This is a genomic window from Saccharothrix texasensis, from assembly GCF_003752005.1.
GTDB lineage: Bacteria > Actinomycetota > Actinomycetes > Mycobacteriales > Pseudonocardiaceae > Actinosynnema > Actinosynnema texasense.
The window spans coordinates 2500148-2525420 of sequence record NZ_RJKM01000001.1 but is presented as its reverse complement, the minus strand read 5'-3'; the positions used below and the strand labels follow the sequence as shown (position 1 = coordinate 2525420).

At 72.6% G+C, this 25273-nt stretch carries 21 protein-coding genes; 9 read left to right on the top strand and 12 right to left on the bottom strand.

Annotated elements, in window-relative coordinates:
- Positions 1-120: 120 nt before the first annotated feature.
- From EDD40_RS09720 to EDD40_RS09690, 6 genes are all read left to right on the top strand, one after another.
- Positions 121-1224 carry a hypothetical protein gene (locus EDD40_RS09720; RefSeq protein WP_211348129.1) on the top strand — a complete coding sequence of 368 codons (1104 nt, stop codon included), beginning with the start codon at positions 121-123 and terminating at the stop codon, positions 1222-1224.
- 239 nt (positions 1225-1463) lie between these two features.
- Positions 1464-2597, top strand: a complete 1134-nt coding sequence (locus tag EDD40_RS09715; protein ID WP_246037573.1) for an ROK family transcriptional regulator — start codon at positions 1464-1466, stop codon at positions 2595-2597.
- Positions 2598-2984: 387 nt separating this feature from the next.
- On the top strand, positions 2985-3317 hold the full coding sequence (locus EDD40_RS09710) for a hypothetical protein (RefSeq protein WP_148088745.1): 333 nt from the start codon (positions 2985-2987) through the stop codon (positions 3315-3317).
- 376 nt (positions 3318-3693) lie between these two features.
- Complete coding sequence (locus tag EDD40_RS09700; RefSeq protein WP_246037572.1) at positions 3694-4935, top strand: ABC transporter substrate-binding protein; 1242 nt, start codon at positions 3694-3696, stop codon at positions 4933-4935.
- Entirely contained in the window at positions 4932-5864 is a 933-nt protein-coding gene (locus EDD40_RS09695; RefSeq protein ID WP_123742607.1) for a carbohydrate ABC transporter permease, read from the top strand. The genes EDD40_RS09700 and EDD40_RS09695 overlap by 4 nt, the downstream gene beginning before the upstream one ends.
- Complete coding sequence (locus tag EDD40_RS09690; RefSeq protein WP_123742606.1) at positions 5861-6706, top strand: carbohydrate ABC transporter permease; 846 nt, start codon at positions 5861-5863, stop codon at positions 6704-6706. Before EDD40_RS09695 ends, EDD40_RS09690 begins: the two co-directional genes overlap by 4 nt.
- A 77-nt stretch (positions 6707-6783) precedes the next feature.
- Here the strand turns inward: EDD40_RS09690 and EDD40_RS09685 are convergent, their stop codons facing one another.
- From EDD40_RS09685 to EDD40_RS09675, 3 genes are all read right to left on the bottom strand, one after another.
- Positions 6784-9471 carry a lectin gene (locus EDD40_RS09685; RefSeq protein WP_123742605.1) on the bottom strand — a complete coding sequence of 896 codons (2688 nt, stop codon included), beginning with the start codon at positions 9469-9471 and terminating at the stop codon, positions 6784-6786.
- A 174-nt stretch (positions 9472-9645) separates the two neighbouring features.
- Positions 9646-10875: a pentapeptide repeat-containing protein gene (locus EDD40_RS09680; RefSeq protein WP_148088744.1), complete on the bottom strand. Its 1230-nt coding sequence runs from the start codon at positions 10873-10875 to the stop codon at positions 9646-9648.
- 78 nt (positions 10876-10953) lie between these two features.
- Positions 10954-11814, bottom strand: a complete 861-nt coding sequence (locus tag EDD40_RS09675) for a LysR family transcriptional regulator ArgP (protein ID WP_123742603.1) — start codon at positions 11812-11814, stop codon at positions 10954-10956.
- 69 nt (positions 11815-11883) lie between these two features.
- Here EDD40_RS09675 and EDD40_RS09670 point away from each other — a divergent pair, with 69 nt between their 5' ends.
- Positions 11884-12477 (top strand): LysE/ArgO family amino acid transporter, encoded by a 594-nt coding sequence (locus EDD40_RS09670; protein ID WP_123742602.1) that lies wholly within the window; start codon positions 11884-11886, stop codon positions 12475-12477.
- On the opposite strand, the gene EDD40_RS09665 is transcribed toward EDD40_RS09670, so the two are convergent.
- The 8 genes from EDD40_RS09665 to EDD40_RS09630 all read right to left on the bottom strand — a co-directional run bounded on the left by EDD40_RS09665 (position 12474) and on the right by EDD40_RS09630 (position 20220).
- Complete coding sequence (locus EDD40_RS09665; RefSeq protein WP_123742601.1) at positions 12474-13091, bottom strand: nucleotidyl cyclase domain-containing protein; 618 nt, start codon at positions 13089-13091, stop codon at positions 12474-12476. The two genes, EDD40_RS09670 and EDD40_RS09665, sit on opposite strands and share 4 nt — an antisense overlap.
- Positions 13088-13600 (bottom strand): hypothetical protein, encoded by a 513-nt coding sequence (locus tag EDD40_RS09660; protein WP_123742600.1) that lies wholly within the window; start codon positions 13598-13600, stop codon positions 13088-13090. The genes EDD40_RS09665 and EDD40_RS09660 overlap by 4 nt, the downstream gene beginning before the upstream one ends.
- Positions 13597-13911: a PadR family transcriptional regulator gene (locus EDD40_RS09655; RefSeq protein ID WP_123742599.1), complete on the bottom strand. Its 315-nt coding sequence runs from the start codon at positions 13909-13911 to the stop codon at positions 13597-13599. Before EDD40_RS09655 ends, EDD40_RS09660 begins: the two co-directional genes overlap by 4 nt.
- 87 nt (positions 13912-13998) lie before the next feature.
- A complete protein-coding gene (locus EDD40_RS09650) occupies positions 13999-15072 on the bottom strand; it encodes an epoxide hydrolase family protein (protein WP_123742598.1) in 1074 nt (357 codons plus the stop codon).
- A 91-nt stretch (positions 15073-15163) separates the two neighbouring features.
- On the bottom strand, positions 15164-16357 hold the full coding sequence (locus EDD40_RS09645) for a hypothetical protein (protein ID WP_123742597.1): 1194 nt from the start codon (positions 16355-16357) through the stop codon (positions 15164-15166).
- Positions 16354-17865 (bottom strand): alkaline phosphatase D family protein, encoded by a 1512-nt coding sequence (locus EDD40_RS09640; protein ID WP_123742596.1) that lies wholly within the window; start codon positions 17863-17865, stop codon positions 16354-16356. The genes EDD40_RS09645 and EDD40_RS09640 overlap by 4 nt, the downstream gene beginning before the upstream one ends.
- Positions 17866-18121: 256 nt before the next feature.
- Entirely contained in the window at positions 18122-19222 is a 1101-nt protein-coding gene (galK, locus tag EDD40_RS09635; RefSeq protein WP_123742595.1) for a galactokinase, read from the bottom strand.
- Positions 19219-20220: a LacI family DNA-binding transcriptional regulator gene (locus EDD40_RS09630; protein ID WP_123742594.1), complete on the bottom strand. Its 1002-nt coding sequence runs from the start codon at positions 20218-20220 to the stop codon at positions 19219-19221. Before EDD40_RS09630 ends, galK begins: the two co-directional genes overlap by 4 nt.
- Positions 20221-20410: 190 nt before the next feature.
- Here EDD40_RS09630 and EDD40_RS09625 point away from each other — a divergent pair, with 190 nt between their 5' ends.
- Positions 20411-23134, top strand: coding sequence for an AbfB domain-containing protein (locus EDD40_RS09625; protein WP_123747899.1), 2724 nt, complete (start codon positions 20411-20413; stop codon positions 23132-23134).
- A 43-nt stretch (positions 23135-23177) separates the two neighbouring features.
- Positions 23178-23474: a hypothetical protein gene (locus EDD40_RS09620; protein ID WP_123742593.1), complete on the top strand. Its 297-nt coding sequence runs from the start codon at positions 23178-23180 to the stop codon at positions 23472-23474.
- A 510-nt stretch (positions 23475-23984) separates the two neighbouring features.
- Here the strand turns inward: EDD40_RS09620 and EDD40_RS09615 are convergent.
- Positions 23985-25208, bottom strand: a complete 1224-nt coding sequence (locus EDD40_RS09615) for a S8 family peptidase (protein WP_246037571.1) — start codon at positions 25206-25208, stop codon at positions 23985-23987.
- Positions 25209-25273 lie beyond the last annotated feature (65 nt).

Here is a 25273-nt window from a genome sequence, read left to right as displayed (position 1 = left end):
CGTCCCTCGGCGGGCCGCCACCACTCCCACCCGATGCCGTCGACCGCCCGGATCTCCGCCGCCACCGCAGGAAAGCGCTTACCAACCTCAGGAGATCGTCCTATGAAAGCACTACTCGCCGTGTCAGCGTTGACCGCGGCGCTCCTCCAGGTCACCGCGCCGGAGGCGCAGGCCGCCTGCGGCGACGGCTCGTACCAGGCCGAGGTGACCGGCTCCGGCAGCAGCTTCACCGCCCGCCGGGGCAGCAGCACGGTCTACACCGGCAGCAGCCTGCGCGCCGCGCTCCAGGCGGCCAACGACAGCCTCACCGCGAACCGCACGTCCAAGGAGCGGATCGTCGTCCGGGCGTCCGGCTCCATCCCCGCGGGCGAGCGGTACTCGATGCGCAGCTACACCACCATCGACCTGTGCGGCACCATCGACGTCACCGGTTCCGGCTCGGGCGACTACGCGCCGGTCTACGCGCGCGGCGTCCGGGACATCGAGGTGCAGAACCTCACCGTCACCGGCACCCCGGTGTACGGCATCTTCATGCGCAACGTCACCAACGTGGTCATCGGCACCGTGAACATGCGCCTGTCCAGGGGGCTGGGCGTGCGCATCGACAACCGCGGCGACACCAGCCAGTGGAGCCGCAACATCCGCCTCGACTACGCCTACGTGCAGGGCGCCAGCTCGCACGCCGTGGAGACCTACGGGGTCGACGGCCTGACCATCGGCACGGTGGTGGCGCGCAGCGTCGGCGAGTCCGGCCTGCTGCTCAACCAGACGATCAACGCCACGGTGGGCACGGTCGACGCCGAGAACGCGGGCGCCGACACCGGCTACGCCGCGTTCCGCACCGCCAACCGCAACGGCCGGATCGGCAGCAGCTACCCGATCAACGTCCGGGTCGGGCAGGTCATCGCCCGCGGCGGCGGGCGCGGCATCTTCTGCGTGTCGGAGAGCGGCGGCCTCCAGGTCGACCGGCTCACCATCAGCAACACCGGCAACAACGCGATCCTGATCGAGAACTGCTACAACGTGAACCTGGCCGCCCAGAGCGGCAGCGTCAGCGGCGGCGGCGAGATCCGGCTGGCGGCGCGCAGCGAGTTCCCGGTGACGCGCGACATCACCATCCAGAACCTGACCGTCACCAACTCGGCGATCACCGAGAACCCGTGCGGCACCAACACCACGTTCCGCAACAACACGCTGGTCAACAGCAGGCAGTCCATCTGCTAGTCCGGCGACGGCGCCCCGGCTCGCGGTCTCACCTGGAGCCCCGGGCCGGGGCCCCGGACCCGGACCATGGTCCGGCCCCCGACCCGGACCATGGTCCGGCCCCCGACCCCCGACCGGGCCGGCGGTCGGCCCTGACCCGGCCGACCTCCCCGCCCGCGGCCCGGCGGCGGTCCGGATCACTGCCCGGTCCGCGATCAGGCCGGCGATCCGGTCGTGCCTGGTCCGGGTATGTTCGGCCGGTGACTCCGGGAACCGACCCACGCACCGCCCCGTCCTGGCCGGACCTGCCCGAAGTCGCCCGTGACGTGCTGCTGGAGGTCCTCGTCCACGGCGCGATGCCCCGGGCCGAGCTCGCCACCCGCCTGCACCTGTCCCGGCCCACCCTCACCCGGGTGACCCGCACGCTCGTGCTCCACGGACTGCTCGTCGAGGGCGGGACGCAACTGCGCTCGTCCACCGGCAGGCCCTCGGAGATCCTCCACGTGCGCGGCGACTCCCACCACTTCCTCGGCGTGAAGCTGACCGCCGACCGGCTGTTCGCGGCCGTGACGGACCTGACGGCGACGGTGACCGCGACCACCGACCAGCCGCTGCGCTCGAACGACCCGGCGGACGTCATCGCCCAGATCGCCAAAGTCGCGGCGGGCTTCCCGGGGCTGACGGCCATCGGCGTGACGCTGGGCGGCATCGTGTCCGGCGGGGTGGTGGTCGAGGCGGAGTTCCTGCGGTGGGTGGACGTGCCGCTGCGGGACGCCCTGGTCGAGGCGACCGCCGTGCCGGTCGTCGTGGACAACGACGTGCAGGCGCTCACGTCGGCCGAGCACTGGTTCGGCGCGGGCGCGGGGCTCGACTCGATGGTCCTCATCACGGTGGGCGCGGGCGTCGGCTGCGGCGTGGTCGTCGACGGCAAGCTGGTGCGGGGCTCGCACGGCCTCACGCCCCGGATCGCGCACATCCTGGTCGACCCGAGCGGCCCGCAGTGCGGGTACGGCCACCGCGGCTGCGCGTCGAGCTACCTCATGACGCACGTGATGCTGCGGCAGCTGGACGGCGACCCGACGTACGGGGAAGCGGTCGAGCGGGCGCTGGCGGGTGACCCGGTCGCCAAGGAGGTCTTCGACAACGCGGGCTACGCGCTGGGCGTGCTGATCGGCACCGTCGCGAACTTCCTGGACCCGCGGAAGGTCCTGCTGACGGGTGACGGGCTCCCGCTCCACGAGGTGTCGGAGCAGCGCGTGGCGGACGGGATCGCGGCGAGCTTCGAGGCCGACCCGGCGCTGATCGACCTGGACGTGCGGCCCTTCGACTTCAGCGAGTGGGCGCGTTCGGGCGCCGCCCTGGCCATCCGCGCCACCCTCACCGAATCCCGCTGACCCGCGCGTGTCCCACGCCGGGAACACCCGTGTCCTACGTCCGGAACACCCGAGTTGAACGCTCAGGTCCGTCCCACCGCGACTGGGAACGGTCCCAGGCGTGGTGAACGGCCGTTCCCGCCGGCACGGCGGTCCTCGTCGGACGGTCGGCATTCCGCCGTCGCGCGGCGAAGAAGTTGCGGTCCGGTCACGCAGCCGTCCCACTCCTTGACACAGCGCTGTGGCCCGCGACACAGTACCGCCGATTTTGAGCGGTCGAACGGGTGGCAAAGTGTTCAGGCGGGTGCGCTGCGTGACCGCCGCGACGCGGGCACGAGACGCGAGCGATCGGCACCGACCAGCTCGAACGGCACCGACCAGCTCGAACCGGGGGAGGGGGAGCAGGCCATGGCGCGTCCCGGCGCTCCGGTGACGACCCGCCAGGTGGCGCCGCACGCCGAGGACCCGCGCCGGACCGGGTCCACCGCGCTCGACCGTTCTCGGTACCCGCCGACCTCGGAAGTGGCAGACTCCGGCCGCCATGTGCTCCTCCTCACCGACAGGGCCGGCACGACCGGCACGACCGGCATGACGGGAACCGCCGACATCGACGTCCGCACCGCCCTCGACCTGCCCGCGGGCCGGCTCGTGCCCGCGGCGGCCGGCGCCGCCGGAGCGGGCGGCACGGCGATGCGAGACCTGCTGGACTCCGAAGTCCCGCCGGACGTGGTGATCGCGTGAGCGACCCGCTTGCGGTAGGTGTGCACCGTGAAGTGCGCCGCCAGGGGCTCCGGCCGGCGACGGACGTCGCGGTGACGGGTCTCGACGACGCACCGCCAGCCTCCGTTGTGGACGGTGGTGCCCACCCGGTGCGGCAATCCGCGGAGAGGTCCGCCCGCATCGCGGTGGACCTCTCGGAGCGCACCGACAGCACGACAACCAGCACTGGCCACAGCACCACCACCAGTGCGAACAGCGATCGGGGCGTGCTACCGCGCGGCGAGGTCATCGACCGCGTCAGTGCCCCGATCCGCTCGACAGGGCAAGACTTGAACGAATGGGAGTCTCGGTAATGGGCGTTCGGACAACGGCGGTGCGGGCAACCGCGGCGCTGGGTGTGGCAGTCCTCCTCGCGTCGTGCAGCAGCGGAGGGGACCAGGGCGGCGGGCAGCCCGGCGGTGCGCTCGAAGGCCGGGGCGAGGTCACCTTCGCCACCGGCAAGGACACCTCCGGCAACATGCAGAAGCTCGTCGACGAGTGGAACGCCGCGCACGCGAACGAGCAGGTCCGGATCATCGAGCTGCCCGAGTCCGCGGACGCCCAGCGCCAGCAGATGGTGCAGAACGCGCAGGTCAAGTCCGACGCGTACACGATCCTCAACCTCGACGTGGTGTGGACGGCCGAGTTCGCGGCCAACCGCTGGGTCGTCGAGCTGCCCGCCGCCGAGTTCCAGCTGGACAAGTTCCTCCAGCCCGCGGTGAAGACCGCGCAGTACCGCGACAAGCTCTACGCCGCGCCGATGTACTCCGACGGCGGCCTGCTGTACTACCGCAAGGACCTGCTCGACGCGGTGGGCCAGAAGCCGCCGAAGACGTGGGCCGAGCTGACCACCGCCTGCCAGGCGGTCAAGGCGGCGCAGCCCGCGATCGGCTGCTACGCCGGGCAGTTCGAGAAGTACGAGGGCCTGACGGTCAACTTCGACGAGGCCGTGCACTCCGCGGGCGGTGACGTGGTCGACGCCGACGGCAAGGCCGCGGTCGACTCGCCCGAGGCGAAGGCCGGTCTGGACGCCCTGGTCACCGGGTTCCAGCAGGGCGTCATCCCGGAGAAGGCCATCACCTACAAGGAGGAGGAGGGCCGCCGCGCGTTCCAGGCGGGCGAGCTCCTGTTCCACCGCCAGTGGCCCTACCAGTGGGCGCTGGCCGCCAAGACCGACGGCTCCTCGCAGGTCGCCGGCAAGTTCGACGTCGCGCCCCTGCCCGGCCTCAACGGCCCGGGCAGCTCCACCCTGGGCGGCCACAACTTCGCCATCTCCGCGTTCGGCAAGAACAAGGCGACCGCGCTGGACTTCATCAAGTTCTTCACCAGCGAGGCCTCGCAGCGCTCCAACCTGGTGGCCACCTCGCAGGCGCCGACCCTGGCGAGCCTGTACGAGGACGCCGAGCTGGTGAAGCAGTTCCCGTACCTGCCGACGCTGAAGGAGTCGATCCTGTCGGCGAAGCCGCGCCCGCAGGCCGTCCGCTACGGCGACGTCACCCAGGCCATCCAGGAGTCCGCCTACGCCGCGTTGACCGGTGCGAAGACCAGCGACGTGGCGCTGAAGGAGCTGCAGACCAAGTTGCAGGAGCTGCTTAAGTGACGGCGGTCGCTCGCCGCGCCCGGGGTGCGACCTCGGGCGCGGGGCGACTCGCCGCGGCGCTGTTGTCACCCACCTTCGTCGTGCTCGGCCTGGTGGTCGGGTACCCGCTGGTGGCGGCGCTGCGCGAGTCGGTGTTCCAAGAGGGGACGGACCTCGACGAGAGCGGGTTCGTCGTCGAGGGCGCGCGGTTCGTCGGCCTCGACAACTACGCCGCGATCTTCGCCGGCGAGTCCGCCACCCGGTTCTGGAACGCGTTCGGCAACACCACGGTGTTCACCGTCATCACGGTGGCGCTGGAGGTGCTGCTCGGCGTCGGGATGGCGCTGGTGATGCACCACGCGATCCGCTGGCGCGGTGTCGTGCGGGCCAGCATCCTGGTGCCGTGGGCGGTGCCCACCGCGGTCTCGGCGCTGCTGTGGCGCTGGATCTTCCAGGCCGACGGCGTGGCGAACGCGGTGATCGGCCGGCAGATCCTGTGGACCACCGAAGGCTGGCAGGCGAAGTTCGCGGTCATCCTCGCGGACGTGTGGAAGACCGCGCCGTTCGTCGGCCTGCTGGTCCTCGCCGGGCTCCAGATCATCCCGAACGACGTCTACGAGGCGGCACGCGTCGACGGCGCGTCACCGTGGCGGCAGTTCTGGCGGATCACGCTCCCGCTGGTGAAGCCCGCGCTGCTGGTGGCCGTGCTGTTCCGGGTGCTGGACGCGCTGCGGATGTTCGACCTGCCGTTCGTGCTCATCGGCAGCCGCAAGGAGTCGGTGGAGACGCTGTCCATGGTGGCCTTCGACGAGGCGTCGAGCCTCCGGTTCGGACCCGCCGCCGCGTACGCGACGATATTGTTCGCCTACGTGGCCGTCACCGCGCTCGTGTTCGTGCGGTTGCTCGGCGCGGACGTCATCGGAGCCGCTCGGGAAAGGTCGCGCAAATGACCGCCACCCGGGGCAACGCCTCCACGCCGCGCAAGGTGCTGACGTTCGCCGGGCTCGGGCTGATCCTGCTCTACTGCCTGGCCCCGTTCTACTGGATGGCGGTGTCGGCGTTCCGCCGCCCGTCCGACCAGTTCGAGCTGACGGCGCTGCCCGCGCCGTTCTCGCTCGACAACCTGACCGCGGTGTTCTCGCCCGCCGTCGGGTTCGGCCGGTCGCTGCTCAACAGCCTGGTCGTCGCGGGGGTCACCACGATCCTCACGCTGGTCATCGGCGTGTCGGCGGCGTACGCGCTGGCCCGGTTGAACTTCCGGTTCAAGAACGCGGTCGCGGCGCTGATCATCGCCACCTCGATGTTCCCCGGCATCTCCCTGCTGGTGCCGCTGCTGGCGCTGTTCACCGACATCGGCTGGATCAACACCTACCAGTCGATGATCGTGCCGAGCCTGTCGTTCGCGCTGCCGCTGGCGGTGTGGAACCTGACCGCGTTCTTCCGGCAGATGCCGGAGGAGCTCGAACAGGCGGCCATGATCGACGGCTGCACGCGTGGCCAGGCGTTCCGCAAGGTCATCCTGCCGCTGGCCGCGCCGGGCATCTTCACCACCGCGATCATCACGTTCATCGCGGCGTGGAACGAGTTCATCATCGCTTTGTCGATGGTCAACGACAGCACCATGCAGACTGCTACCGTCGCGATCTCCCGGTTCACCGGGGCGTACGGTTTCGACCAGCCGTTCGGCACGCAGATGGCCGCCGGCGTGATCGTGACCGTGCCGCTGGTCGTGGTGGTGCTGCTGTTCCAGCGGAGGATCATCGCAGGCTTGACCGCAGGTGGCGTCAAGTAGCCGCCGCGCGGTGTCACCGGCCGGTCGCCACGTGTTGGGAGAGCCGTGGCGACCGGCCAATCAACGTCCCGGCCGGGTCAGGGCAGGCGCCACTGCTGCGCGCCGGTGCCGTTGCAGCCGTGGATCTGCAGCTGGGTGCCGTTCGCGGTGGTGCTGTTCGGCACGTCCAGGCACTTCCCGGACGGCGAGTTCACCAGCGTCGACCCCTTGGGCCACCACTGCTGGGCGGCGGTCCCGTTGCACGTCCACAGCTGCACCTTCGTGCCGTCGGCCCGCGCGCTGCCGCTGACGTCCAGGCACCGCCCGAGCGCCCGCACCGTGCCGTCCGACGCCAGCGTCCACTGCTGCGCGGCGGAGGAGTTGCAGTCCCACAGCCGCACGGGCGCGCCGTCGGTCGGGCCCGCCGGCTCGCCGTCCGCGCACTTGCCGGCCAGGCCGACCACCGCGCCGGAGCGCGCCGGGTTGGGGCCCACGTCGAACGACGGCGGCGCGTCGGCCGGGGCGCTGCCCCACGTCGAGGCCGTCGCGCCCAGGGTGAAGTCGAGCGTGCCGCCCGACGCGACGAACGACGCGGGCACCCACGGCTTGGTGGACGCCGTGCCGTCGACCCGCAGCGACTGGACGTACTTCACGCTGTCCGAGGCGTTCGGGGCGGTGATGGTGAGGGTGGCGCCGTTGCCGCGCTTGATGGTCGTGGTCGGGAACTGCGGGCTGGCCAGCACCAGCTCGGCCCGTCCCGGAGCCTGCGGGTACAGGCCCAACGCCGCCCACACCGCCCACGACGACATCTCGCCCAGGTCGTCGTTGCCCACCAGGCCCTCGGGCGTCGGCGGGAAGATCGACGTCAACGCGCGCCGCACCACGTCCTGCGTCTTGTGCGGGGCGCCCGCGTACGCGTAGGCCCAGGGCGTGTTGAGCGTCGGCTCGTTGCCCAGGTAGGCGTACGGCTTCTTCGGCCCGGCGTTCAGCTCGGTGAAGAACGTGTCCAGCCGGGACGTGACCGCGGCGTTGCCGCCCATCGCGTCGAACAGCCCGCGGTGGTTGTACGGCACCATCCACGTGTACTGCGCGGCGTTGCCCTCGACGTACTCGTTCTCCTGCGTCGGGCTGAACCCCGGCCACGTCAGGTCGGTGTTGCGCGGTTGCAGGTACTTGCTGCCCGAGTTGAACAGGCTGCGCCAGTTCTGCGCGCGCCGCAGGAAGCTCTCGGCGGTGCCCGCGTCGTTCAGCCGGGCCGCGAACTGGGAGATGGCGAAGTCCGCGCTGGTGTACTCCAACGTGGTCGCGGCCGAGCCCCACACGTCGCCCAGGCCCGTCGGCACGTACCCGTAGTCGTTGAGCTGCAACCACCCCGGGCGCTGGCGGATGTCGTTCACCCCCGCCACCATGCGGCGCAACGCGTCCGCGGTGTCGAAGTCCGTGCCGCCGAACGCGTGCGCGGTCGACACGATGATCGCCATCGGGTCGCCGTTCATCACGCCCGTGCCGCCGTTGGCGACCGTCCAGCGGTCGAAGTACCCGCCCTGGGCGGCCTGGTTCACCGCGGACTGCGCGATGTCGGCGGCCTCCCTCGGCCCCAGCAACGCGACCAGCGCGATCTGGGACCGGTAGACGTCCCAGCCGGAGAAGTTCGCGTACTGGGTCCTCGCGGTCGTGTGCGTCACCCGGTCGAAGCCCGTGTACTGCCCGTTGACGTCGCTGAACACGTTGGGGTGCAGCAGGGAGTGGTACAGCGAGGTGTAGAGCGTGCGGAGCTGGGTCGACGTGCCGCCGGTGACGTCGATCCGGCCGAGCCAGCCGTTCCACGCGGCGCGGGCGGCGGTCCGGACCTCGTCGAACGACCGCGTGCCCGTCTCGGCGGACAGGTTGGCCTTGGCGTTGTCCAGGCTCACGAACGAGATGCCGACCCGGGCGGTGACCGTCGTCGCGTTGAACGACACGAACGCCGACGCGGCGAACGGCCGCACGTCCTGGGTGGTGGCGGACGGCGCGGGCACGTGCTGCGTCCCGGCGGTCTTGGGCGAGCCCGGGACGCTGCCCGTGCTGCTGCCCTCGACCTCGCGGCCGTCCGGCGTCACCTCGCCGTCGGCGATGGTGGCGGTGGAGGCGAACGGCTGGTCGAAGGTGACGTGGAAGTGCAGTCGGTACCGGTTGCCCGCGCCGCAGAACCCGCCGCTGTCGGTGTAGCCGGAGAGGCTGTCGGTCCCCACGGTGACGGAGCCGCTCGCCGCGTTGAACGCACGCGCCGCGTCGACGGTGAGCGAGGCCCGCTGCCCGGCCGGGTAGGTGAAGCGCGCCACGCCGGACCGCTGGTTCGCGGTCAGCTCGGTGCGGATGCCGTTGTCGAAGCGGACCGAGTAGTAGCCGGGTGAGGACTGCTCGTTGGCGTGGGTGAACGTCGAGTAGGACGCGGGTGTCGTGCCGAGGGACGGCATGAACGGCACGTTGCCGAAGTCGCTGCACCCCGGGCCCGACAGGTGGGTGAGGCTGAAGCCGCGGATGCGGTTGTCGTCGTAGTGGTAGCCGCCGTGCTGGTGGGTCACCGTGTCGGGGCTCCACTGGAGCATGCCGAACGGCGCGACGGCGCCGGGGAAGGTGTTGCCCGCGCCGCCGCCGTGCCCGAAGTCGGGACCGCCGGGTTTGGTGCCGACGAACGGGTTGACGTGCTGGGCGGGATCGGTGATGGCGAGCGCCGTGCCGGTCTGGACCGGGACGGCGAGCGCGGCGAGGGTGAGTGCGGCGAGGGCCGCGGTGCGGAGACGCATTGGAACCTCCGGCAGGGGTAGGAGGTCTGACAACGTTGTCAGGATTCGATTCTCCCATCACAGGTCCAGACCAGGAACCCGCTGCGCGGGGTAACGCCGCTGGGCCGGTGGTGTCCACCGGACAGGGCGGTCGAATGCGAAAGTCTCTATAGCTTCAGTGTAGACAAAAAAGATTCAGGTTCGCGGGATGCGGCGGTCGGCCGGTAACCGCAGGCCAGGAGGTGCCGGGGTGCCGGTCGGCCACACCCCGGTCGACGACTCCGGGTCGACGCCCGAGAGGTCGACCACGCCGCCGGCGAACCGCGCTTCCGCCAACGACACCGTGCCCCCGACGAACCGCGCGTCGACGAACGACACCCTGCCCCCGGTCAACCGGGCGTCCTTGAAAGACACCGCACCCCCGGCGAACCGGGCGCGGTCGAAGGAGATGGCACCGCCGGCGACCGTGGCCCGGTCGAACGACAGGCCGCCGGTGATGGTGGCCTCGGCGAAGGTGACCCGGCCTGGTTCGGCGAAGGTCGCCCCGGCGAGGTCGCCGCCGTCGAAGACCGCGCCGGTGAAGTCGAAGTCGTGGCCGCGCCAACTGCGCGGGTCGTCGTCGGCCAGGTGCAGGTTGTCGCGGATGAGCCGGATGACGGTGAGCCGCACCTGGCGCTCCTGACCGGGGTCGTGCGGCCCGGGGTCGGCCGCGGTGCCGTACGGCTGCCGCAGGTAGGCGCAGAGCACGTCGATGCAGCCCTGGCGCGCTTCGGGCGCGTCGTTGGCCAGCGCGGCGAACGCGTACACACCCGCGACGCGGACCGAGGCGTCGGCCGCGCCCAGCAGCTCGGCGGCCTTGGTGTAGCGGTCGAGCACCACCTTGGTGTCCTCGCGGTGGGAGTCGGCCTCGGTGAGGCGTTGCCTGCGGTAGGCGACGGTCAACGCCACGACCGCGCCGACGCCCCCGACCACGGTCAGCACCACCTTCACCGCGTCGAGCCGCTCCTGGACGCCCCACGTCGGCGCGAGGGGCGCGCCGGGCGCCTGAGGACGGTCGGTCGGCTGCCCGAGCACGTCCCACAGCACCACCCCCACGCCTGCCGCGACCGCCGCGGCCAACCCCAGCAGCAGTGCCACGTGCACGAGCAGCGGCATCGCGGGCGTGCGCGGCCGGCGTCCGAGCACCACCGCCGAGGGGCGCCGCCGTCCTCCGACCGACAACGCGCCGGCCACCAGGACGAGGACCACCACCGGCCAGTGCCGGCCCGCCCAGCGCCCGGCCGCCACCGCCGCCTGCCACCACCACGGGGGCGCGAGGCTCGCCACCGCGGCGAGCAGGGCCACCGCTGCCAGTGCTCGCCGCACGCGCCGCCCGCGCGGGAAACCGAGGACGGCACGGCTCACTTGCTGCGGCTGCTCGCTCATGCCGCCATGGTGGCGGAACGAGCCGGGCGGTTCGTCGGTTTCCGCCCATCCGGCCGAGGTCGGGGTCGGGGTCGGGGTTCAGTGCAGCTCGGCCGCCGCCGCGCGGAACACGGCGTCGGCGACCCGGGCCAGCGGCGGGGAGTCGAGCTTCCACTGCTGCCAGTGCAGCAGCACGTCCACGGGCCGGTCGGGGGCCAGGTGCACGAGCCCGCGGTGCGCGGCGATCTGGTGCTCGGTCAACAGGGCCCACCCCGCGCCCGCGACCACGGCGTCCTCGAACACGTGGCCGTCGGGCAGGTGGTGCCGGTGCGCGGAGGCGTCGTGGCCGGACAGCTCGCGGCAGAAGCGGTCCTGCAGGTCGTCCTTCTCGTCGAACACGATCACCGGCGCGTCGTGCAGCGGCTGCCCGTCGGCCAGCCGGCGCCGGACGAACCGCTTGGCCGCGACGGCGTGGTAGCGGATGTTCCCGAGTGGCCGGACGACGCAGCCCTGCACCGGCCGGGGCGAGGAGGTGACCGCGCCCACGACGAGGCCTTGGCGCAGCAGGTCGGCGGTGTGGTCCTGGTCGTCGCGCCGCACGGCGAGCACCAGGCCGTCGTCGGTGGCGAGTTCCCGGACCACGCGGCGGAACCAGGTGCCGAGCGAGTCGGCGTTGACCGCGACCGGGATCGGCGTCGGGTCCTCGACCAGGCCGAGCGCGTCGCGGGCGTCGCGGTCGAGCAACGCCTGCTGCCTGCCGTACCGGGCGATCACCGCCCCGGAGTCGGTCAGCCGGGCCGGTTTGGAGCGGACCAGCAGCACGCGGCCGGTGCGCTGCTCCAGCAGCTTGATCCGCTGGCTCACGGCCGACGGTGTGACGTGCAGCGCCTTGGCGGCGGCGTCGAAGGTGCCTTCGTCGACGACGGCCAGCAGGGTCCGCACGCACTCCGGATCGAGCATCACGAACGCTGATGATACTGAAGAAAAGATAGCTGGCCTTATCGGCCGCCGGTTCCTAACGTCGGGGAGGTGACGTACGCGCTGCTCGCCGGTCTCGGCACCGGGCTGTCCCTCATCGTCGTGATAGGCGCGCAGAACGCCTTGGTGCTGCGGCAAGGCGTGCTGCGCCGGCAGGTGCCCGCGATCGTGGCGATCTGCGCGGGCTCGGACGCGCTGCTCATCGCGCTCGGTGTCGGCGGCGTCGGCGCGGTGCTCACCGCGTGGCCGTCGGCGTTGGCGGTGGCGCGGTGGGTCGGCGCGGTGTTCCTGGTCGGCTACGGCGTGCTGGCGGCGCGGCGGGTGCTGCGGCCGTCGTCGCCGGAACCGGACGGCGCGGGGGCAGCGGGCGCGGCGGTGATCGTCACCTGCCTGGCGTTGACGTGGCTCAACCCGCACGTCTACCTGGACACCGTGCTGCTGCTGGGCACGGCGTCCACCGGGTTCGGCGGCGACCGGTGGTGGTTCGCGGCCGGCGCGATCACGGGCAGCGTGCTGTGGTTCAGCGCGCTCGGGTTCGGCGCGCGTTGGCTGTCCGGCGCGTTCGCCCGTCCCCTGGCGTGGCGCGTCCTGGACGCGTCGGTCGCCGTCGTGGTCACGGCGACCGGCATCTCCCTGGTCCTCTAGAACCGGGTGGTGACCCAGGCCCGTTCCCGGACCTCCTTCACCGCGACGTCGACGGAGCTGTAGGAGGCCGGGTCGACCCGGCGGTAGCCGTGCCGCACCACGCCCTGGTGGATCACCTCCGACACGACGAGCACCGCGTGGTCCACCAGCCGTTCCCGCACCGGCGCGCTGTCGACCAGCCGGCACGTCGTGTTGAGGTCGGTGCCGACCCAGCCGTGCGGGTCGCGGTGGACTTCGCCCGCGTGCAGGCCGACCCGGACCCGGATGCGCAGGTCCGGCGCGACCGCCTGGTTGTGCTGCCGCAGCGCCGCCACGAGCCGGGGGACGACCGGGTCGAGGAGGTCCAGTTTGGACACCGCCGCCGGGATCAGGACCATCATCCCGTCGCCGCGGTCCTGCACGGCCAGGTCGGACCACCGGATCCCGGCGGCGCGGAACCCGGTGCGCACGGCGTGGGTGAGCACGTGCCGCGCCTCGATCTGCGCGGGGTCGTGCCACCGCCCGAAACCCGCGATGTCGACCACGAGGATGGACCGGTGCTCCGGGCCGGGCGGGCGCCGCGCGGGCCACAGCCGCCGCCACGCCCACGACACCACGGCCGGGGCGATGCTCATGGCCGCGCCGACTTCGTCGCCCGCGCGTCGAGCAGCGCGCGCCGCAGCCGCAACGACCGGCTGACCAACCCGATCGCGTGCGGGATCCGCCGGTGGCGCGGCAGATCCGCGAGCTCGGCGCGGAACTCCTCGCCGTACCGGGCCCGGTGGTGCGCCGGCAACACCGCGACGGCCGTCTCGATCAGCCGGTTCGCCGGACCGGCCTCGGCGGAGGTCCGCTCGACCTCCTCCAGCCCGACCCGGATCGACCGCGCGCGGTCCAGCAGCGGGCCGAAGCTGGTGGTGCCGCGGAAGTTCACCTCGACCGCCGACTCCAGCGCCCGCACCCGCTCGCAGACCTCGACCAGGCGCGCGTCGACCACGCGGCTCCGCTCGATCGCCCGGCGCAGCTCCAGCGCCAGGTCGTGGGCGAGCTTGCGGTCGAGGATGCGGTCGAGCTTGCCGTCCAGCGCGGCCTCCAGCTCACGCGCGAGCGCGCTGACGTGCGCGAGCCGCCGCCGCCTGGTCACGTGCCACCCGCCGCGTGCGGTCGCAGCAGGCCCAGCCGGGAGACCGGGGTCCTGGCCCGCGCCAGGGCCGACCGCACGTGGGCGACGCTGTCCGGGTCGAGCAGGTAGTACCGGCGCCGGGGCCGGCCCTGCTCGCTCGGGTCGACGTCCTCCCACCGGCTGGTGACCCACCCGCACTGCTCCAGGCGGGCCAGGATGGGGTGGACCGTGCCGCTCGGCAGCCCGGCGACCTGGCAGATCTCCAGCCCGTACCGCGCCACCGCGGGGTCCTCCAGCAGGACGCCCAGCACGAGCTGCGCGGGAAGCGTCATCCGCGGCCCTCGTCGTGAACTGACCATGGTCGAACTCTACCTAGGTCCAGCTCCACGTCCGGGTGAAGCGAGGGCCCCGATCGGGCATTACTCGCGGCCGGCGAAGAACGTCCTGATGTCCCCGACCAGCAGTTCGGGCACCTCCATCGCGGCGAAGTGCCCGCCCCGCGCGAACTCGCTCCAGTGCTCGACCCGGTACGCCCGCTCCGCCAACGGCCGCACCGGCAGCACGATGTCGTGCGCGAACACGGCCACGCCCAACGGCGCGGCGCAGTCGTTGGCCACGATCCCGGTCTCCCTGGCCAGCCGGGCCGACGAGCCCGCGGTCCCGGTGAGCCAGTACAGCGTCACGTTCGTCAGCACCCGGTCGACGTCGATCCCCGAGGCCGGGTCGGCCCACTCGGCGAACTTCTCCGCGATCCACGCCAGCTGCCCGACCGGCGAGTCCGTCAAGGCGTAGGAGACGGTCTGCGGTCGCGTCGCGTGCAACACCTGGTACCCGGGCCGGTCGCGCATCACGGCCTTGATCCGGTCGAGCCGCCGACCGTCCTCCTCGGACAGCTCGACGCCTTCGACGGGTGGTGTGGGCAGGTAGTTCACGTGCACCGCCACCACGTTCCCGGGCGCGGCCGCGGCCATCGCCCGCGCGATCCCGGATCCCCAGTCGCCGCCCTGCGTGCCGTACCGCCGGTAGCCGAGCCTGCTCATCACCTCGGTGAACGCCCTCGCCACGCGGTGGATGTCCCAGCCGCGCGAGGTGGTGGGCCCGGACAGCCCGAAGCCGGGGATGGAGGGGATGACGAGGTGGAAGTCCCGCGACAGCGGCCCGATGACGTCCGAGAACTCCCAGACCGAGCCCGGCCAGCCGTGGACCAGCACGAGCGGCAGCGCGTCCTCGGCGGCCGAGCGGACGTGCAGGAAGTGCACGCGCTGGCCGTCGACCTCGGTGGTGAACTGCGGCAGCGCGTTCAGCTCGGCCTCGTGCCGCCGCCAGTCGTAGCCGTTCAGCCAGCGGTCCGCCAGCGCGCGGACCTCGCTCAGCGGGAACCCGTAGTCGGACCCGGCCTCCGGCAGCTCCTCGGGCCACCGGGTCCGCGCCAACCGGTCGGTCAGGTCGTCCAGCTCGGCCTGCGGCACGTCGAGGGTGAAAGGCGTGATCATGCGACACTCCGTTGGTCTCACCAATGTTGGTGAGACCAACGGTACACGGCGGACGTTGGCGACGCCAACGATCAGTCGACCGCGTCGCGCGTCACCAGGTGCTGTTGACCCACCCGGTGCCCAGGTACACCTGGTCGAACCCGTTGCCGTCGTTGTCGTCGGTGTGGACGACGGTGATCTGTCCCCACGCGTCCACGCCGACCGCGGGCTCGTCCTGCCTGCCCGTCGCCGTCGACACCGTCACCTGGCGCGGCAGCCTGCCCGCGACCGTGCCGTCCGGGTTGAGGCCCTGCGTCACCACGTCCTGCGCCTCGACCGAGGACACCACGACGTTCACCTGGTCGTCGATGCCGATCTGCGGGTCGGTCCCCGCCAGCACCGCGTCCGCGGCCGTCCGGGCGGCGCCACCGGCCGCGAAGGAGCGCACGCCCACCTGCGCCGTGCCGGTGTGGTCGGTCTCCCAGGCCACCGCGTGGTCGCCGTTGAAGTTCGCCGCCACGACCGGTCGTCGCTGCTGACCGTCACCGGCGGCGTTGGCGGTCCCCTGGGCGAGCTTCACGCCACCCGACGGGGTGAGGATCTTGCGGCCGACGTTGAAGAAGCCGTTGCCGTCGCCGTCCTCGTCCCACACCACGATCGCGTTGCCCGCCGCGCCCATGGCCACGTCCGGCCGCTGGTGGGCGCCGCCGGTCGCGTGCACCTGGGCCTCGTAGGTCTTCGACGTCACGGAGGCGAACCCGGCGACGCGGACCGTCGGGTCGGCGGCGGTCTGCACGTCCTCCCAGGCCACGGCGAACCCCGCGCCGTCGGGGTCGGCGGCCACGGCCGGGTCCAGCTGCTGCCCGCCGGTGTCGGCGTTGGCCCTGGCCGACCCGGTCACGGCGCCGCTGGTGTTCAGCTCCCGCACCTGGATGTTGTAGTAGCCGTTGCCCTCGCCGTCATCGGCCCACACGACGACCGCGACGCCGTTGTCGTGCACCGCCACGTCCGGCTGGACGTGCCGCCAGTCGCCCGTGCCGCCGGTGGACAGCTTCTTCTCGTACCGGGACACGCCGTCCTTGAACAGGCGGATCCACACGTCGCTGTGCACGGGGTCGGTGGGCGCGACGTCGTCGCGGTCGTCCTCCCACACCACGGCGGTCCAGCCGTTGCGCACCGCGGCCACGGCGGCGTTGTCCTGGTCGCCCGTGGCGGTGCTGTTCGCGGCGGTCCAGGTGACCGCCGCCGACGCGGTTCCGGCGCCCACCAGCATGAGCGCCACGATCATGGTCATCAGCTTCTTCACGGCGCCTGCAATCCGGGGTTGCCCGCCTGGACGACGTAGCTCTGCAAGGTCCGGACCGGGTAGTCACGCGTGGTGACGCGGTCCAGGAAGCGGAAGTCGACGTCCATCCGGGTCGGTGTGGTGACGGTGCGGACGTAGCCGCGCAGGTTCTTGTAGAACTTCACGTGCGGGTTGAGGCCGGACACGCCGTTGTCCGCGGCGTTGCCGTCGCCGCCGGAGGTCACCGACGTGGTCACCAGCTCGGTGCCGACGACCCGGTCCTGCGCGGCGTAGTCGTTCATCAGGTCGGCGGCCCACGACCGGTGCACGTCACCGGTCAGCACGACGGTGTTGCGCAGGCCCGCCGCGTCCCACCCGCGCTGCAACCGGCCGCGGTTGGCGCTGTAGCCGTCCCACGAGTCCATGGACTTCGCGCCGTCGGCCGAGGCCAGCTTCTGCGCGAAGAACACCTGCTGGCCGAGGAAGTCCCAGGTGCCCAGCTTCTGCCGCATCCCGTCGAGCAGCCACGCCTCCTGCGTGCCGCCGAGCAGCGTGCGTGCCGGGTCGTCGGCCTCCGGGCAGACCTTCGTGCCGTCGCCGCACGCCTGGTCGTCGCGGTGCTGGCGGGTGTCGAGCATGTGGAACGTGGCCAGGCTGCCCCAGCGGACCCGCCGGTAGAGCTGCATGTTCTCCGCGACCGGCGCCTGCGCCGCGCGCAGCGGCATGTGCTCGTAGTACGCCTTGTACGCCGCCGCGCGCCGCGCCTTGAAGTCACCGGCGGGCGACGTGTTGGCGCGCACCAGTCCCGCGTAGTTGTTCTCGACTTCGTGGTCGTCCCACACGACCAGCCACGGCGCGGCGGCGTGCGCGGCCTGGAGGTCGACGTCCGCCTTGTACTGCGCGTGGCGGACCCGGTAGTCGGCCAGGCCCGCGATCTCCACGCCGGGCGCGAACTTGCGCACCTTCGTGGTGGTCGCCGCGCCCTCGTAGATGTAGTCGCCCAGGTGCAGGATCAGGTCCGGGTTCTCCTCGGCCATCCGCCGGTACGCGGTGAAGTAGCCCTCCTCGTAGTGCGCGCAGGAGGCGAACAGCATGGTCAGCGACGGGCTGGTGCCGACCGCGGGCGCGGTGACGCCGCGGCCGACGGGGGAGATGTGCCCGGCGGCGCGGAAGCGGTAGAAGTACTCGCGGCCGGGCTGCAGGCCGGACACCTCGACGTGCACGCTGTGCGCCCACGACTGCGTCGCGGTCGCCGTGCCGCTGCGGACGGGCTGGGTGAACCGCTGGTCGGCCGCGACCTGCCACTCGACCGCGACCGAGGCGCTGCCCATGCCGCCGAGGCCGTCGGCGGCGAGCGGGTCGGGCGCGAGGCGCGTCCAGATCACGAAGCCGTCCGCGACGGGCTCACCGGAGGCGACGCCCAGCGTGAACGGGTAGGAGACGGCGTTCGCGGCGGTGGGGGCGAGGACCGTCACGCCGGCGCTCGCGATGCCGCCGGCGATGAGCGTTCGTCGGGTCAGTGGGGACACAGCTCTCCTTCGGTGCAGGGCCGGGAAGAACGCGTTCCGGTACTGCGTACACGCCGGAGGTGATCAGTGGCCATCCCCGACGTGTACGTCCGGTGGACCGGCCGAAGCCCCGTGAGGAGGGCGCGCCGGAGCCGGCGGACGACACCGCAGGTGAAGAGATGTCCGACCAGCTGGTGTATCGGTTATCGAAAAACCTGGCAGACGGGGTCGCACCCGGCCGATCGACGATTCCCGTGACGCGGGCGGCGCCCGCCGCTCACCGCGCCGGGACGTGACCCGCTCGACGCGCCCCGGCCGCCGCCACCGCGGTCCAGCACTCCGGCTCCCCGAACCCGCGCCCGGCGAACGCCGCCCGCACCGCCGCCGCGCACGCCTCCACGTCCGCCTCCGCCACCAGCGCGATCACGCAGCCGCCGAACCCGCCGCCGGTCATCCGGGCGCCCGCCGCGCCCGCCGCCAGCAACGCCTCCACCGCGACGTCCAGCTCCGGCACGGTCACCTCGTAGTCCTCGCGCAACGACACGTGCGACTCGGTCAGCGCCGGCCCGATCTCCCGCACCCGGCCGGCGCGCAGCAGGTCCGCCACCCGCGCCACCCGCTCGTTCTCCGTCACCACGTGCCGCACCCGCCGCGCGAGCCGGTCCGGCAGGTCCTGCTCGGCCCCGGTCAGGTCCCGCAGCGCGGGCACGCCCAGCAGCTCCGCCGCGCGGTGGCAGTCCCGCCGCCGCGCCGCGTACTCCCCGTCCACCAGCCGGTGCGGCGCCTTCGTGTCCACGACCAGCAGCGCGAGCCCGGCCGGCGCGAGGTCGAACGGGATGTGCTCGGTCTCCATCGAGCGCGTGTCGAGCAGCAACGCGTGCCGCTCCCGCGCCAACAACGACGCCGACTGGTCCATGATCCCGCACGGCACGCCGACGAACTCGTTCTCCGCCCGCTGCGCGATCCGGGCGAGCTCGCGGCGGTCCAGCCCGACGCCCGACAGCTCGGTCACCGCCAACGCGGTCGCGCTCTCCAACGCCGCCGACGACGACAACCCCGCCCCCAACGGCACCCGGCCGTCCACGAGCAACCCGAACCCGCCGATCGGGTGACCCTCCTCGCGCAACGCCCACACCACGCCCGCCACGTAGGCCGCCCACCCGGTGACCGCGCCCGGCACGAGGTCGGCCACCCGGACCTCGGCCACGCCGTGCGCCTGGCGCGAGGACAGCCGCAGCACCCCGTCGTCCCGCCGGGCCGCGGTGACCCGCACGACGTGCGGCAGCGCGATCGGCAGCACGAACCCGTCGTTGTAGTCGGTGTGCTCGCCGATCAGGTTGATCCGCCCCGGCGCCTCGAAGACCCCGTCCCGCGTCACGCGCCACCCCCCGTGCTCTCCCTGACCTCGAGCGAGAACGGCGTGCGCACGTGCTCCGGCGCCCGTCCCGGGTCGTCGACGCGCCGCCGCAGCAGGTCGACCGCGGCTCGGGCGATCGCGGCCTTGTCCGGCGCGACCGTGGTCAGCGTCGGCAGGCTGTACGTGCCCTCCTCGGTGTTGTCGAACCCGACCACCGCCAGGTCGTCGGGCACCCGCACACCCCGCTCGGCCGCGGCCCGCACCGCCCCCACGGCCAGCAGGTCGTTGAAGCAGAACACCGCGTCCGGCGGCTCGTCGGCGGCGAGCAGGCGGGCCATCGCCTCCGCGCCGTCGCGGCGGTGGTAGTTCAACGCGGTCGCGACCAGGTCGTCGCGCACGCGCAGACCGGCCTCGGCGTGGGCCTTGCGGTAGCCCTCCAGGCGTTGCGCCGCCGTGCCGCGGTGGGGGTGCGCGCCGATGGCCGCGATCCGGGTCCGGCCGAGGCCGACCAGGTGCGCCACGGCCACCCGCGCCGCCTCCACGTTGTCGATGCCGACGTGGTCGATCGGCAGGTCCACCGAGTGCTCGCCGAGCATCACCACCGGGATGCCGGGCGCCAGCTCGCCGAAGTCGCGCGCCTCCAGCGACTCCGGGCTGACGATCGCGCCGTCGATCATGTGCGAGCCGAGCGAGGCCAGCGTGTCCCGCTCGCCCTCGCGGGTGCCGAGGGTCTGCTCGATCAGCACGTTCCACTCGTGCTGCTGCGCCGCGCCGAGCACCAGCCCGGCCAGCTCCGCGAAGTACGGCACGACCAGTTCGGGCAGCACGAGGGCCACGAAACCGGTCCGGCCGCGGCGCAGGTTGCGCGCGCCCAGGTTGGGCCGGTAGCCGGTGGCGGCGAGCGCCTCCTCGACCCGGCGGCGGTTCTCCGGCTTCACGAACGCGTAGCCGTTGACCACGTTCGACACCGTCTTCACCGACACGCCGGCCAGCGCCGCGACGTCCTTGAGCGTGGCCAATCGGTGCCTCCGGTGCGGGTGCGGGTCGTGGGTCGGTGTCGATTCTCGGTAACGACCGGGATCCTAGCCGGCCGGTCAGGAGCTTTACAACGTTGTATCAACGAGGTAGGAACGGCAAGTGACCCAGGTCACGAGCACTCGCGTCACGAGCACCCACGTCACCAGCACCCTGCCGACCGTGGAGCCACCCATGCGCAAGCTGTTGTCCGGCCTGACCGGACTGCTGGTCCTCAGCACCCTCCTCGTCGCCCTGCCCGCCACCGCCGGCGCGGCGGTCTGGCAGCCCAAACCGGCGCCGCTCACCACCCCGTGGACGGGACAGGTGTCGCCCACCAACGCGCTGCCCGAGTACCCGCGCCCGCAGCTGGTCCGGTCCGACTGGCTCACCCTCAACGGCGTGTGGGAGTTCGCCGGCGCGCCCGACCTGTCCTCACCGCCCTTCGGCCGCACCCTCGCCGAGGCCGTCCTGGTGCCCTACCCGATCGAGTCCGCCCTGTCGGGCATCACACGGCACGAGGACCACATGTACTACCGCCGCACCTTCACCACCCCGACCGGGTGGAGCGGCCGCCGGGTGAAGCTGAACTTCGGCGCGGTCACCTGGGAGACCCGCGTCTGGGTCAACGGCGTCGGCGTCGGCGCCCACACCGGCGGGTTCGACGCGTTCTCGTTCGACATCACCTCCGCGCTGCGCGCGGGCGCGAACGAGGTCGTCGTCGGCGTGCGATCCACAGTGGACGGCAACCTCCACCCCATCGGCAAGCAGCGCCGCAACCCCGGCGGCATCTTCTACACCGCGGCGTCCGGCATCTGGCAGACGGTGTGGCTCGAACCGGTCGCGGCCGACCACATCACCCGCCTGGACACCACACCGGACGTGCCGGCGGGCGTGCTCGACCTCGTCGTGCAGGGCACGGCCGGCCAGTCGGTGCGCGCCGAGGCGCTGTCCGGCGGGCAGGTCGTCGGCACGGCCGTCGGCGCGGTCGGCTCCCACCTGCGCGTGCCGGTGCCCAACGCGAGGCTGTGGTCGCCGGACGACCCGTACCTCTACGACCTGCGCGTCACCCTGGGCGGCGACGTCGTCACCGGCTACTTCGGCATGAGGTCGCTGGGCAAGGCGATGGTCGGCGGCGTGATGCGACCGCTGCTCAACGGCAAGTTCGTGTTCCAGCTCGGCACCCTCGACCAGGGCTACTGGCCCGACGGCATCTACACCGCGCCCACCGACGCCGCGCTGCGCTTCGACCTGGAACGGCAGAAGGCGCTCGGCTTCAACATGGTGCGCAAGCACATCAAGGTCGAACCGGCGCGGTGGTTCTACCACGCCGACCGGCTCGGGCTGATGGTGTGGCAGGACATGCCCGCGCTCGACGCGGTCGACGAGGCGCCCGGCGGGCACGCCAACTTCGAGTCCGAGCTGCGGCGCATCCTCGACCAGCTCAAGGGCATCACGTCGATCGTGCAGTGGGTGCCGTTCAACGAGGGGTGGGGCGAGTACGACGCCGGCCGGATCGTCGACCTGGTCCGGTCCGTCGACAACACCCGGCTGATCAACCACAACTCGGGCTCGAACTGCTGCGTCTCCGACCCCGACCCGGGCAACGGCGACATCATCGACGACCACGCCTACCAGATGTCCGCCGCCACCCGGCCACCCGACGCCACCCGGGTCGCGGTGCTGGGCGAGTACGGCGGACTGGGGCGGCGGGTCGCCGGCCACGAGTGGCAACCGGGCGCCGGCTTCGCCTACGGCGACCTGTACCCGGACGAGGCGTCGCTGACCGGGCGGTACGTGGAGATCACCAAGGAAGTCGGCCGGTTCGTGCACACGCGCGGGCTGTCGGCCTCGGTGTACACCGAGCCGTACGACGTGGAGAACGAGGTCAACGGCTTCTACACCTACGACCGCCAGGTGCTGAAGATGTCCGAGGCGCGGGTGCGGGAGGTCAACCGGCGGGTGCTCGCCCTGGCCGACGGCACCGAGGTCGGACGTGGCGAGGTGATCTCCCTGCGGGTGACCACGCCCGGCTACACCGACCGGCACCTGCGGCACCGGGACGGACTGGCGCGCACCGACGTCATCGCCGACGACCTGGGCCGGTTGGACGCCACGTTCTGGGCCCGGCCCGGGTTGGCGGACGCGGCGTGCCTGTCGTTCGAGTCGCGCAACTTCCCCGGGCGGTACCTGCGGCACTCCGCGTCACGGGTGCGGTCGGACGCCCACGACGGGACAGCCGGGTTCTCCTCCGCCGCCACGTTCTGCGCGCGCGCCGGAGCCGGCGGGACCGTCCTGGAGTCGCGCAACCTGCCCGGCCAGTTCATCCGGCACTACCAGGAGGGCGTCTACCTGGCGCGCCCCGGCGGGACGAACCCGTGGGACAGCGCCACGAGCTTCGCGGCGGACACCACCTGGGCGGCGGTCGTGCCGCTCTGGCGCAGCGGCGCGGACCTGCCGCTGGACCAGGCGCGGTCGTTCCGGGTGACCACCGCCGGCTTCACGGACCGCTACCTGCGGCACCGGGACGGCCTGGCGCGCACCGACGTGGTCGACGCCGCCAGTCCGGCGTTGGCGAAGGGCGACGCGACGTTCGTCGTGCGGCGCGGCCTGTCGGACCCGTCGTGCTACTCGTTCGAGTCGAGGAACGTGCCGGGCCAGTACCTGCGGCACGCGGCGTTCCGGGTCCGGTTGGGCGCGTCGGACGGCAGCGACCTGTTCCGGCGGGACGCCACGTTCTGCGCCCAGCCCGCGGCCGGCGGCGTGCGGTTGGCGTCGGTGAACGAGTTGGGCGCGAGCGTTCGGCACTACGCGGAGGAGGTGTGGGTGGCGGTGAACGGCGGCGCCCACGCGTACGACAACCCCGTGTCGTACGACGCGGACGTGAGCTGGGCCGTCACCGCGCCCTGGGCGCCCTAGTCCTTTGTGGACCCGCACGGTGGTGCTGCTACCGTGCGGGCCCATGAAACGGTTCGCCGTGCTCGGCACGGTGCTGCTGTGCGTCGTCGCGCCGATCGCCATGGTGTACGGGCTGATGGCGTTCACCCCGACGGGTAGTTGCGACTACCCGGTGTCGGGTGTTTGCTCGTACGGGCGGGTGCCGATGATCGTCGCGGCCGGCGGCACCGCGTTGGTGTGGGCGGGTTCGGCGGTGCTGACGTGGGCGGGCACCCGCGGCCGGCCCCGGGTGTACGTGCCCTACGCGGCGATCGCGGTGATCGCGGCGCTGCTGGTCGTGGCCGGGCGGCTGGCCGGGTAGTCCGACCACCACGATCGGGTGAATCTCACCAACCCGATCAAAGATAACGGCGTTTCTGGAACCCTGAAACGTCGGTTGAACAAAGAGGCCGCCCTCAACCACCGAAGCCTGCGCCCCGACCGGCAGCCCGGGATCGGATCGAAGCGCGAGGCACCGGCGCCGGGCATCGGAAAGCGACGTACTGCCGCCGGGCATCGGAGAGCGACGTACTGCCGCCGGGCGACGACCCACGGGCAGCCTCCGGGGTCTCCGGCATCGGCACGCCCAGGGCCCCCGGTGCCCTGGCCCGGGACTCCCGGCAGCCTCGCCCGTCGCCCGTCGCCCGTCGCCCGTCGCCCCTTGCTCCTCGCCGCGGGGAACTGCCTCGGCCGAGGCGCGCGTCTGCCGGTGGCCGGCGGTCGCGCGAACCGCCGGATCGGCCGGCGCCGCACCTCGCCACCCTCGGGTGGCGGCCTGCGTGGTCGCACGCAGGCCGCCGTCGACACCCGCGACCGGGCCCGCGCGAGCGGGCTAGACCGGGATCATGCCCATGAACAGCAGCAGGTTCGGCGATCCCGTGCCGGGGTTGGTGACCACGCCGGGGGTGGCGTTGGCCCGCAGCGCCTCGGCCACGGCCACCGCCGAGTCGCCCGGGAACCGGTGCCGCCACAGCGCCGCCACGCCCGCCGCGTGCGCGGACGCCGTGGAGCCGCTGATGGTCGAGTACGCGGTGTCCGAGGTGCCCCACGCCGAGGTGATGTTCACGCCCGGCGCCCACACGTCGATGCACGTGCCGTAGTTGGAGAAGCTCGCCTTCGCGTCGTTGGCGTCCGTCGCGCCGACCGTGGTGGCCAACGGCGTGCTGCCGGGCGAGTAGGCGCACGCGTTGGCGTTGGAGCCGCCCGACACCACCGAGTAGTGCACGTTCGCGTTGATCGACCTGGTGATGGCGTCGTTGAACGCCTGGTTCGCCGTGCCGCCGAGCGTCATCAGCGCGACCGCCGGCCGGCCGCTCGCCGCCGCGTCCTGCGTCGCCCAGTCGATGCCCGCGATGATCTGCGAGTACGTGCCGGAGCCCTGGCAGTTCAACACCCGCACGGACACCAGGGTCACGTCCTTCGCCACGCCGGTGGTCCGGCCGCCGACCGTGCCCGCCATGTGCGTGCCGTGGCCGTTGCAGTCGTTGCCGGGCGGGGTGACGCCGCCGACCGTGTCGAGCCCCGGCACGGCCCGGCCGGCGAACTCCTGGTGCGTGTACCGGATGCCGGTGCCGAAGACGTACGCCCGCACGGTCGACGCGGTGTTCGGGTGGAAGTACTTGTGGTCCAGCGGCAAGGAGCGCTGGTCGATCCGGTCCAGGCCCCAGGACGGCGGGTCCGGTTGGACCACCAGGTCCTGCGCGGTGACGTCCGGCGCGGCCGGGTCGCGGGCGTCGAGCCGGACGCGCGCGTCCTGCGCGATGTAGGCGACGCGGGGGTCGGCGGCGAGCCGGTCGACCTCCGCGGCGGTCGCGCGCACCGCGAAGCCGGGCAGGGCCGTCCGGTAGGTGAACGTGACGTTGGCCGCCGCGGACCGGGCGGCGGCCAGGTCCTCGTGCCGCTTCAGCACCACGATGTAGCCGCCCGCCACGGCGTGCGCGCGGTCGGCGTGCAGCACGGGAGCGGGACCGGCGTGCGGTGCGGGGGCGGCGTGCGCGGTCGGGGCGACGAGGCCGGCCAACAGCGCGCCCGCCACGGTGACGTGTCTGATCTTCACAGCTCCTCCAACAGGCAGGGTTTCGTCGGGGAACGTGCTCGTCCTTGAACCACAGCACGTGCACC